Source organism: Bauldia litoralis, from assembly GCF_900104485.1.
Taxonomy (GTDB): Bacteria; Pseudomonadota; Alphaproteobacteria; order Rhizobiales; family Kaistiaceae; genus Bauldia; species Bauldia litoralis.
Genome location: NZ_FMXQ01000006.1, coordinates 181,182 through 192,809, shown reverse-complemented (window position 1 = coordinate 192,809; position 11,628 = coordinate 181,182). Strand labels below are relative to the sequence as shown.

The following is an 11,628-nucleotide window of genomic DNA, read 5'->3' as shown; positions in this document are numbered from 1 at the left end:
CCGTCCGACATGGCCCAATGTCGTCGACTCATATCGTAAACCTAGACTGCCAAAGCCTTAACACTCAAGGGTCGTTGGCAAATCAGGATGGAAACGATCCCTTTTTTTGGGCGACCATCGCATTTTTGCCATACCGGGGCCCGTGTCGCAGCCGCGCCATCGCACGCAATGGTTTAAATCAGGATTGAAACCCGAGTGATTCGATCAACGGCTGGACCGCCGGACCATATCGCCGCCAGCGCTCGACCGAGGTCGTGTAGACCGGACGGCGCACCTGGACGACGCTGGCCGTCTTCACCGGTCGGGCTGACTCGTGGAACGCGAGGCATGCCTCGTCCCATGGCAGCCCGATGAAATCGATGAGGTCGCGGGCGTTTCGCTCCACGTCCGAGACGACTTCCTCGTAAACGACCGTGGTCATGGTGCCCGGCGGCAGGACCGCCTCCCAATGCGCCATGAGGTCCGCATATTTGCGATAGTAGCGCCCCAGTTCGCCGAAATCGTAGCTGTGCGGCATGTCGTCGTGGAAGAGCTTGGAATAACAGGACAAACAGGCGTCGACCGGGTTCCGACGCGTCTGGATGAACTTTGCCTTCGGGAACATGACGTGCAGGAGGCCGACGAAATAATAGTTCGTCAGCAGCTTGTCGGTAATACGATCGGCGGACGGTGCGAGCGCCCGCACCGACGACAGGTAGCCGTCGGCGACAAGCCTGTAGTGGTCGCTGCTCATCCGGAGCGCGAGCTTCGGATATTTCGGCAAGCCCGGGAACCGCCCCCGCAGCGCCCCGAGGCGGCGGTTGAATTCCTTGATCTCGCCGGCTCCGAAAGCCTGCGGGTGACTGGCGATGATCTGCTCGATCAGGCTCGAGCCGGTGCGCGGCATGCCGACGATGAACACCGGCACTTGGGACGCGTCGCCCTGAAACGGCGGATTCTCAAGGAATTCCTTGGTGAACGTCTCCTGGATCGCGTCGAAGAAGGCGAAGGTCTCCGCCTCGTCATAGTCGAGTCGGGCGCGCTTCAGCGTCGCCCCGGCAATGTAGTACTCGATCGCCTTCTCGTATTCGCCGACGTCGTCATAGGCCTTCCCAAGCGCGAAATGGAGCGGCGTGTAGCGCTCGTCCATCGGATTCGCGGCCTCGCCGATAATCCGCTTCATCGTCTGGAAGTGCTTGTTGTCGGGACCGAAGGATTCGAGGTCCGCGAGGTTGTTGTAGCAGCCGAGCCCGTCGGGATTGAATTCCAGCGATTTCCGGAACGCCTCGCGGGCTTCATCCATCCGCCCGACCGACTTCAGGCAGACGCCGTATAGGTTGAGAGTCTCCCAGAGGTCGGGCTTGCGCGCCAGGGCCGCTTCGTAGGCGGCGATCGCATCGGTGAAACGGTCGGCCGAATTATACACCTCGCCCAGCGTCGAATAGGATTCGGGATTGTCCGGCGCGATTTTGATCGCCAGCCGGCATGCCTGCTCCGCCTGGCTGTAATTGCCTTTCTTGAGCTGGGTCCGGCCGACGAGGTTAAGTGTCGATATCGCACGCGGATTGACCTCCAGAGCCTGGCCGAGCGTCCGCAGCGCTTCGTCCAGCCTGTCCTCCTCGCCGAGCAGGATCGCCAGGTTGTTATAGGCGTCCATGTAGCCGGGCTTGAGCTCGATCGCCTTTCGATAGGCGTGCTCCGCCTCGGTCATCTGGCCCTGCTCGCGCAGCACGGTGGCAAGGTTGTTATAGGCCTCCGGGTAGTTTTCGCGGATCAGGAGCGCCTCTTGATAGGCCTCCAGCGCCGCGTCGTTCTCGCCCAGCATCCGCAGGGCATTGCCGAGGTTGTTCTGGGCTTCCGGATAGGCCGTGTTCAGCGCGATGGCGTGGCGATAGTGATCCACCGCCTCGGCGAAGTCCCGTCGGTCGAAGGCGACGATGCCGAGATTGTTGAACGCCTGGGCGGATTGCGGATTGAGTTCGACGGCGCGGCGTAGCGCGATCCCGGCCTCGCGCAGCTTACCCCGCTGCCGCTCGGTCTCGCCAAGATTGGCGTGGAACTGGGCGTTGTTCGGATCGAGGCTGACGGCTCGCTGGAACGACTTGACAGCCGCTGCGACCTCGCCGCGAGCGATGTGGATCGCCCCGAGCAGGTTGTGCGCCATCGCGACGCGCGGGCTGACCGAGATGATCTGGTTGCAGATCCTCTCGGCGACATCGAGCCGCCCTGCTCCGTATTGCTTTAGCGCTCCGGCCAGTGCCTGGTCGAGCGTCACCTTGGTTGTCTTCTGCGGCCCGCCCGCCTGGGGGGCTTCAGGCGTCTGGCCGACCCGCGCCGGGGCAGCCGGCTTCGATGCCGCAGGCGGCGCTCCGAGGAGTCCCGGCGAAACCTTGTGCTCGGATTTGGCGCCGACCGCGTCCGCTGCTTTCTTCGGTTCGTTCATGAACTCCTGCCGGATTGTCTCGTCCCGGCCTTGCCAGCCGCGTCTTGATCCCGACTAGGTGGTATCTTCAACGCGCGATCAGTTGCAAGGCGCTTGATCGGTCGGATAGGTTCGCGCACTTGCGAGACGCCGGCCGAACGACTGCCTGGCGCGGACGCGAAACGTGACAAACCGAGGAAGATGAAACATGGCCCGCAACACTCCCGGACGCCCGATCCTGCCGCTTTCGGGCAAAGCCGGCCGGCTTCGTCTCGGCGGCCTGGTCGCCACTCTCGCCGCCCTGATCGCCCTGCCGGTCCTGGTCGATTCGCCGGCTGCCGCCGCCACCAAGACCGAGAAGACCTTCGACAGCTGGACGGTCGTCTGCCTCGAGAACGACGATCAGCAGAAGCGCTGCTCGATGCTCCAGTCGCGGATTCGCGCCCAGGACAAGCGCATGGTCCTCGTCTGGTCGATCACCGCCGACGACAATAACGAGATCACCCAGTCGCTGACGGTGCCGGTCGGCGTGTCGATCAAGGAAGGCATCCGGCTGTTCCTCGGCGATGGTGATCCGATCACGCTCGGCTACGACGTGTGTGGCCCGCGCATCTGCCTTGCCAGGACACCGCTCGACACCGCGTTGGTGGCGACCGTGAAGAGCAGCGGCAAGGCGTCGGCAAGCTACGTCCTGGTGAACAAACAGCTGATGCAGGTCGAACTCGACCTCACCGGCTTCGACACCGCCTATGATTATCTCGTCGAGCAATTGTCGTCTTAGGATACGAAGAGAACGCGTCATTCGGCTTGATCGCCGATCAGGCCCCACGCCCGGCGCGCACCATTGGTCAGTCGGAGCCACCGGGTTTCCGGGTCCGGTCGTCCGGCCCCCAATCGACAAGACAAGGCATCATCCGCGGTCATGAGCTATCCCGCCGACCCTCCCGCCAATCGCTCGAAACTTCCCTATCGGGACGACGGACGCGTCGCTCCGCCGACGCGCGCCGAAGACCCGCAGGCGTGGGACGGGCCGCCGCCGGTCTGGGATCCCGAGCCGACGGCGCGGCCGGCGCCGCGCCCAAACAAGTCAAAAGGCATCGTCCGCGCTCTGCTCCTGGTCGTGCTGGTCGTCGCCGTTGCAGGTGGCGGTCTCTATGCGGCTGACCGGCTCGGATATCTCGATCTCGCCGGGCTGACCGGCGGCTCGACCGGCGGTGGATCTGGCGGACGACCCGCCGCGGCCACCAGGCATGTTGTCTTCTCCGGCCGCGCTGCCGAACTCGTCGCCGCCGAGGGCAACATCATCCAGGAGGACACCTCCACCAGTCCGCCAACCGTCTGGCTTCGGTCGCGAAACAAGACGGCCAATCCGACCGGCGCCACCGACGGCGTCACCGTGACCGTCCCGAACGCGATCGTGCCCCGCCTCGAAGGCCGGGCGGTTCGTGTGACGGTCACGGCAATGACCGGCGGCAAGGACGACCCCAGGCCCTTCGCGGTTGCGTATTCGGCCGGCACCAACGGCACGAGCGGCTGGTTTGTCTTCCTGCCCACCCGGCGCATGGAAGATTATTCCTTCACCTACAATGTTCCGATCGGTGAGATGGAGGGTTCCGACAACGTCCATCGCATCGCGATCTGGTCCGACATCGGCGGCAGCAACGGACCGCTGGCCGTGAAGGAAATCTTCGTCTCCGGCGAGTAGCCGGCCGGGCGGCGCTACCGGACCGTCGCGCGAACGACCAGCCAGTCGTCAGGATCCTCGGATTCGTCCGTCAATGGCATGTCCGGACAATACTGTTCCACGACATCGCGGACCGGCGCGATATGCACGTCGCGAAACCCGCGGGCCATCAGAGCGGCGGGCAAGTCCCCCCTCGTGTCCGGCAACGGGAAGTTTCCGAAGCGATACGGACGCCCGTTCGCGGCTTCCATCCTGTTGCGTCGGTCGATTCGGGCGTTGGACCAGAAGTCGAAGGTCAGTTCGCTGCCGGGCGCCAGCCCAAGATGGTTTGGGTCCAGCAGCCGTTCGATCGACTCCGGCTGAAGCTGAAAGAACAGGCCCTCCGCGAAGACCGCGGTCGGTCGGGATGGATCGAAGCCGTTTTCGACCAATCGACCCGGGAAAGCTTCGTCCGTCAGGTCGCCTGGCACCGCGACGACCGTTGGTGGATAATCGATCCCGTTTCGGCTCAGAATTTCAGACTTGTGCGCGATCTTGTCGGGCAGGTCGACCTCGAAGACCCGCAGATCATCGCGCATGAGATCCTTGAGCCACAGTGCGCGGGTGTCATAGCCGACGCCAAGCAGGAGAAACTGCGGCAGCGCCTTCGCCGCCGTCGCCATCTGCGCGCTGAAGAACGCGAATCGTCCCAGCGATACCGCGAGCACGGCGGGATTGGCGGTGTAGGTAAGTCCGGCCCGGCGCTGAACTGCGCGGCTCACGAAGAGATGCGCATGAGGGTCCTCCACGCCGCAACGCTGAAGCAAATGGCGAGCACGAAAATACACCATCCCACCATCAAGGATGGCGTTCAGATCGGTCATCGTGCCCATCTGCCGAGCGTCGGCAGTATTGTCCGACATAAGTGCTTCTCCTAAGATATCGCCCCGGGTCCTTGACCACCGAGGAGGAACCACGCCAGACATTTCATTGCCACATCCCTCGAAAGATTGCTGGAGCTTCCATGGAAATCACGCGAATCTGGACGGTCGCCGCGTTTGCGATGGCGACGATGATCTCAACCGGCGCAACGACAATCGCGAATGCGGAGGAAGTCGATTTCTCTGGAAAGACCATCACGATTGTCGTCGGCTTCGGTGCCGGCGGAGGGTACGACGCTTATGGACGGCTCGCCGCTGATCATCTCGGAAAGCACCTCGAGGGAAATCCCACCGTCATCGTCGAGAACATGCCTGGTGGCGCCGGGCAGCGCTCGGCGGTCTACATGGCAACCGCGGCGCCGAAGGATGGAACGTCGATCACCGTGATCCCGGCAAGCATCGCCTTCGACGCAATCCGTGGCGGCATGGCTTCCGAGATCGAGCCGCTCGCGTTTCGTCCGATCGGCCGCCTCACGTCGATCATCGAGGCGCAACTCACCTGGCATGACTCGCCGACCAAGACATTCGCGGACGCGCAGGAGCGCGAGACTCTGGTCGCCGGCGACGGCGCCCGCGGCAATGCCAGCACGGTCCTGAGCGTTATGAACGCCCGGTTCGGCGCCAAATTCAACCCGGTGCTCGGCTACAAGGGCACCGCCGACATGGCGCTGGCCATGGAACGCGGCGAGGTCGAGGGGATCGTCCATCCCCTGCAGACCCTTGATGCCACGCACCCTGACTGGGTCAGCGAGAACAAGGTGAACTTTCTCTGGCAGCAGGCGACGGCACGCCACCCCGACTATCCGGAAATCCCCGCCATCGTCGAATTTGCCGACGACGCCGAGGGCAAGGCCCTGCTCAGCCTGCTTGCGAGCCAGGGCGAAATCGGCCGCTCGCTGTCGGCGCCTCCCGGAACTCCGCCCGAGACGGTCGAAGCGTTTCGCGCGGCCTTCGAAGCAATGATCGTGGATCCGGATTTCATCGCCGACGCCAGGACCCGCAACCTGCCCCTCGATCCGGCAACGGGAGAAGAGGTCGAGGCACTGATCGCGGCGACGATCGAAAGCCCCGCCGAAGTGACTGCCGAACTGAACAGAATCCTCGAGGCCGTCAAGGAGTAGGACCGAAACGCTTCAGCCGCCGTCGGTCTCCGGAGGCGGCTGTCACTTTGCGAAAGCGATACCGGCTCGCTCGATCAGGGCACCGACGGTGGCGTCGGGATCGAGGGACGCCTCCCGGATAAACCGGACGAGGTTGTCGACAAGGCCGTTCATCTTCTCGGGCGCATAGAGGCGCGCATCGTAGGTCAGGAGGCAGTGGTCTTCCTCCTGACGCTCGTCGAACCTGACCACGATCCCCTTCTCCATCGGCAGCTGCAGGGAGTTGTCCCAGTTCAGCTCCAGGCCCGCGAAGCGCAGCGGCGGCAATGGCGTCGGCATGTGCATCCAGAGGACGAGCGGCGGGACCTTGATCTTCTCGCGCTTCATCTCGCGGACGAGCAATGACCAGGGAAGTCCGGCGCGGGACTGCACATCGAGAACGTGGCACCTCACGCGCCCGACATGCTCGCGAAACGTCACGGACCGGTCGAGGCGGAAGATCATCAGCGCCGCGTTGGCGAAGAGCCCGAAGACGCGCTCGACTTCGGCCCGGCTGCGATTGGCGAAGACGCCGCCAACGACAACCGCATCGTGCCCGGAGGCCAGCGCGAGGACAGGAACCAGCGTTGCCAGGCGAACGACGTAATAGGTGGCCGCTTCCTCACGCCCGAGGGCGTCGAGCCTCTCGCTCGTCGCAAGGTCGAAGCCCCATTCCGTCCGCCAGTCGTCGATGGCCAGCGGACCGGCCGGCTTGTCGCGCAGGCAGCTCTTGAGAACGACCGCGTCAGGAAGATCGGGCTGCAGGAATTGCTCCTTCCACCATGCGAAGGTTTTCCTGAACCGCTCCCCGTCGCGACGCCACGTCCGCCGCTGCCATACCGAAAAGTCGGCATACTGCACCGGCAACTCCGGCAGCGCGGGTTCCTCGTTGGCGATCAGCGCCTTGTAGATTTCGGCGAGGTCGCGGAAAAAAAGGTTCCACGACGGCGCGTCGGGCAGGATGTGGTCGTTCGACCGGACGAAGAGGTGTCGATCCTCGCGGAGTCGCACGACGGTAAAAACCACCGCCGGCCCCGCCTGGAGGTCGAAGATCCGGCTGCGTTCGTCGCGGATGAACGCCTCGGTCGCCGCCTCGACGTCGTCCCTTCCGGACAGGTCGACCATCGCCATCGGAACCGCGCCCGCCGGCTCGACCACCTGGACGGGATTGCCGTCGGACAGGCTGAAGCGCGTTCTGAGCAGTTCGTGCCGCGCCACGACGCGATCGAGACTGTCGCGCAGCACCGCCACGTCCAGCGGGCCATCGATCCGGGCCACGCCGACCCGGGTCTGACGTCGGGGACGGGCTGCCGGTCGGCGGGGCCAGTAGGGTTCCTGAAGCAGGGAAAGCGCAATCGGGCGATCGCGCGGCACGGCTACCAGCGGTTCGTCATCGAGAACCTCTGCAACGTCCCGCATCGTATCGATCGTCGTGGCCGCCTCCGCCAGAACCGGATGGTCGACAAAGATATCGAAGCCGAGTTCGATGCCGTAGCTGGCATGCAGTCGCGCGGCGATCGTCGCCGCGATCAGCGAATCCCCCCCAAGGTCGAAAAAATCGTCGACGCGCCCCACGGCCTCGATATCGAACGCCTCCTCCCATAGCCGGGCGAGCAGTCTCTCCGTCTCGGTGACCGGAGGCTCCGGCTCCCGTCGCGCCGGCGGCGCGATCTCCCGCAGGCGCTGGCGGTCGACCTTGCTGTTTCCGGTGCGCGGCAGATCCTCGACGACTACGAACAGGGACGGCACCAGATGCTTCGGCATCGTTCCGCGCGACACCGATCGCAGCCTCCTGATGGACGGCCGGGTGCCGGGCTTCGGTACGACATAGGCCACGAGCTGCAATTCGTCCCGCGGACCGGGAACCGCCACCACGGCGGCAGCATCGACGCCCGGCAATTCCGATAGCCCCTTCTCCGCTTCGGCGATATCGACACGCTGTCCGCGGATCTTGTAGGTGAGATCGCTGCGGCCGGCGAGAACCAGCATGCCGTCCCCGTCGACGCGGCCGAGGTCGGCGCTGCGAAACGTTCGCCATCCGTCCGGATCGACCGCGAAATGGCTTGCGGTGAGATCGGCATCGCGCCAGTAGCCCGTCGCCAGATGCCGTCCCCGCACCGTGATCGCGCCCACCGTTCCGGCGGGGCAGTCCCGTCCGTGATCGTCGAGGATACGGATTTCGAGACCGTCAAAGCACCGGCCCACCGGCAGCGGGCCTTTCGGCAGCGGGCCATCGGACGAGATCATCGCGAAGGCGAGGTTGCCGACTTCGGCCGAGCCCATCGCGTTCATGACGCGCGCGTTCGGGAAGTGCCTGGCACAGGCGGCGATGTCCTGCCACGTCGCCGCATCGGCGCTCAGCTTGACCACCCGAACCGAGGGAAATTCAGCCGTGTCGCCGAGGGTCCGCGTCAAATGCCGGAACAGCGAAGAGGCCGATGCAAAGATCGTGACGCCGGCCTCGTTGATCCAGTCGCCGACTCCCGTCACGCCATTCTCTGTCGCCGGGAAGACCGCCAGCGTCGCACCGCCCAGCAACGCCGTCCACATGGTGTTGGCGCCCTGCCCGCCCCACAACGAGGCAACGAGCGCGATCCGGTCGTCCGGGGTCAGGTCGAGTGCCCGCCACAGGCCTCGACCATTGAACACGGAATGGCCATGCGACTTCATCACGCCCTTGGGGCGCCCGGTCGATCCGGAGGTATAGACAAGCTGCCCGATAGCGTCGGTGTCGATCGCCATCTCGGGCGCTGTTTCGGAGAACCCGTGGAGTGAGGCCGCGACATCGATGGTGGGGGACCGCGCGCCGCCGATCTGGCCCGCCTGCGCCAACAGGTCCGCTGTGGTCAGCACCGCCACCGGCTGGCAATCATCGAGCAACTGGTGGTGACGGGGCAACGGGTCGCCCGGGTTGAGAACGACGATGATCCGCCCGGCCTTCAGCACGGCGAGAAGCGCAACGAATATCCATCGATCATGCGGCAGCAACAGCGCCACCCGGTCGCCGGGATCGCCGATAGCGATCAACCGGTGGGCAAGCCGGTTGGCGGCGCGGTCAAGGTCGGAATAGGTCATCCGGTCGGTGCCGCAAGCGACGGCGACCCTGTCCGGATGCTCGCGAACGGTTCGTCCGAACGCTGCCGGCAGGGACTCGCAGCCGCCTTCGAGACCAGGTGTCGTCACGATGCGTCTTTGTTCCTTATTGCGTAGTCCCGACAGACAGCCTGTCCATCCAATTTCTCAAACCCTGACGCCGGTGACTAGACCAACCCGCCAAGCGCCTGCCGCAGCGCCGGAAAGAAATCGCCAACCAGGCTTCGCGGCCACACGATGCTCAGTCCGAGATCGAAGACCACCCAGCAGCCCATGACGAGACCGAGCCCCAACGTCAGCGAAGTCCGCCAGCTCTCGCGGCCTTCGACGCGGGCAAAGGCAATACCGTAGACCAGCAAGGCCGGCAACAGACCGATCGCCCACGCCGTGGCGATCACGCCGATCAACCAGAGGAAGTAGAGGCCGCCACGCTTGAGGATGTCGCCAGGCGCGAAGCCGTCTTCCTCGGCGGAATGGCCGCGGGACATCGCGTCGGTGGCCCCGGCCGGCGCATCCTCGCCCCGGAACAGTTCGACCAGCAGGCTGAACAGTGCCAGCGTAAGGCCGGTGACCAGGACGATCTGCGGACCGATGCGAGCCTGCAACGGCCAGTCCCGCGCAACAACCAGCGCCGCACCGAAGATCACAACGAAGACCAGATTGAACCACACCTGACGGCCGAACTTGACCGATCGTCCCCTGAGCCGAAACCCCCGGGCCGCGCCGCCGATTGCCCGGCGCAGCGGCCCGTACAGGCCCCAGGCGGCGAGGGCCAGCAGGATCATCACCAGTGGCCGGAAGAGCCACTCGTATCCGTAGATCTGGATGGAGATGAACAGGTAGCGTTCGACCAGGTCGCCCAGCACCAGTCCGAGAAGCAGGGGCGCCCTCGGCCAGTTCAACTCTCGCATCGCAAAACCGAGCAACCCGACGGACACCAGGATCAGCATGTCCTCCCAGGCGCGCTGACCGCCGACAAAGGCGCCGATCAGCGCCAGGCCGATGACCACTGGCAGCAGGATCGCGTAGCGCACGTCGACCAGCTTGACGAGATAGCCGCTGGCCAGCACGCAGACCGTCGCCCCGACCAGCGTTCCCAGCACCAGGCTGCCGATGATCAGGTAGGTCACGTCGAGATGCCGGGTCAGCATCTCCGGCCCCGGCACCAGGCCGTGGATCTGGAAGGCGCCGAGCAGCAGCGCCATCGAGGCGCTCCCCGGCACCCCGAAGGCGATGGTCGGTATCAGGGCGCCGCCTTCCCGCGCATTGTTGGCGGATTCCGACGCGATCACGCCGCGGATGTCGCCGGTGCCGAAGGTCTCGGTGTCCTTTTCCGTCCGCACGGCATGGCCGTAGGCGATCCAGTCGATCACCGATGCCCCCATGCCGGGGACCGCGCCAAACGCCGAACCGATCCACGAACACCGCAGCATCAGCCACCAGTGGCGCCCGACATCGGCAAAGCCCTGCTTCTGGCCGCGCAGCGAATAACCCTCGCTGGTCTTCTTCTCCGAGACGTTTGACCGCGCGATCATCAGTGCCGCGAGTTCGGGAACGGCAAACAGGCCGAGCGTGAAAGGCGCGAGGGGAACGCCGTCCCACAGGTAGAGCTCGCCGAAGGTCAACCGCTCGATGCCGGTCTGCGATTCGATGCCGACCATGGCGATCAGCAGGCCGAGTGCTGCCGCCGTCATGCCGCGCAGTGGTTGTCCGCCGCTCAGCGCCGCGACCATCGACAGGCCGAAGATGCAGAAACCGAGCAGTTCCGGCGTCCCGAGGTGAAGCAGCAGCGGCCGGAGAACGGGGATCGATACCAGCAGCAGCAGCGCACCGAACAAGCCGCCGAGCGTGCTCGCGGCATAGCTCGCGCCAAGCGCCCGTGCCGCCTGCCCTTTCTTGGCCAGCGGATACCCGTCGAGCACCGTTGCCGCGCAGCCGACGGTCCCGGGGACGCCGAAGAAGATGGCGGGGATGACGTCCGACATCGGGATGACCGCCGCCATGCCGATCAGCAGCGCCATCGCCGAATAGGAGTCCATCGAATAGGTGAAGGGGATCAGGACGGCGAGCGCGGTCAGCCCGCCGAGGCCCGGAATCAGCCCGACCAGCAGGCCGACCAGGGCGCCGAGCCCGAGAATCCCGAGCCGCGTCGGATCGGCCAATTCAGATAAGGCTACGCCGGCCGCTTCCAGCACGTCGGTTCTGTCCTTGAATACTGGTCGTCAGGACGGGCGGACGGTTGAACCACAGTCCGTTCCCTGTTCATAGCCCGGACACGGCGTTGGCGGCAGTCGGAACAACGACTTTGATCGGAAATAGCGGCCCATTGCCGTTCCAGCCGCCTTTTCGCGCATTTGACCTGGATTAAAGTGGCGCCCCGCCGCAACCGCT

At 65.0% G+C, this 11,628-nt stretch carries 7 protein-coding genes; 3 read left to right on the top strand and 4 right to left on the bottom strand.

Annotated features, from left to right (window positions below; genetic code table 11):
• Positions 1-178: 178 nt before the first annotated feature.
• Entirely contained in the window at positions 179-2,422 is a 2,244-nt protein-coding gene (locus BLT60_RS15205) for a tetratricopeptide repeat-containing sulfotransferase family protein (protein WP_090877490.1), read from the bottom strand.
• 187 nt (positions 2,423-2,609) lie between these two features.
• Here BLT60_RS15205 and BLT60_RS15200 point away from each other — a divergent pair, with 187 nt between their 5' ends.
• Together BLT60_RS15200 and BLT60_RS15195 are read left to right on the top strand one after the other, a co-directional pair.
• Positions 2,610-3,182, top strand: coding sequence for an invasion associated locus B family protein (locus BLT60_RS15200; RefSeq protein WP_090877488.1), 573 nt, complete (start codon positions 2,610-2,612; stop codon positions 3,180-3,182).
• A gap of 141 nt (positions 3,183-3,323) precedes the next feature.
• Positions 3,324-4,106, top strand: a complete 783-nt coding sequence (locus BLT60_RS15195) for a hypothetical protein (protein WP_090877486.1) — start codon at positions 3,324-3,326, stop codon at positions 4,104-4,106.
• A gap of 14 nt (positions 4,107-4,120) precedes the next feature.
• Here the strand turns inward: BLT60_RS15195 and BLT60_RS15190 are convergent, their stop codons facing one another.
• Positions 4,121-4,987 carry a class I SAM-dependent methyltransferase gene (locus tag BLT60_RS15190; protein WP_175478462.1) on the bottom strand — a complete coding sequence of 289 codons (867 nt, stop codon included), beginning with the start codon at positions 4,985-4,987 and terminating at the stop codon, positions 4,121-4,123.
• A gap of 101 nt (positions 4,988-5,088) precedes the next feature.
• Here BLT60_RS15190 and BLT60_RS15185 point away from each other — a divergent pair, with 101 nt between their 5' ends.
• Positions 5,089-6,126, top strand: coding sequence for a Bug family tripartite tricarboxylate transporter substrate binding protein (locus tag BLT60_RS15185; protein WP_090877482.1), 1,038 nt, complete (start codon positions 5,089-5,091; stop codon positions 6,124-6,126).
• A gap of 42 nt (positions 6,127-6,168) precedes the next feature.
• Here the strand turns inward: BLT60_RS15185 and BLT60_RS15180 are convergent, their stop codons facing one another.
• Positions 6,169-9,327: an AMP-binding protein gene (locus BLT60_RS15180; protein ID WP_090877480.1), complete on the bottom strand. Its 3,159-nt coding sequence runs from the start codon at positions 9,325-9,327 to the stop codon at positions 6,169-6,171.
• A gap of 77 nt (positions 9,328-9,404) precedes the next feature.
• Positions 9,405-11,432 (bottom strand): tripartite tricarboxylate transporter permease, encoded by a 2,028-nt coding sequence (locus BLT60_RS15175; RefSeq protein WP_090877478.1) that lies wholly within the window; start codon positions 11,430-11,432, stop codon positions 9,405-9,407.
• Between the last annotated feature and the right edge of the window lie 196 nt (positions 11,433-11,628).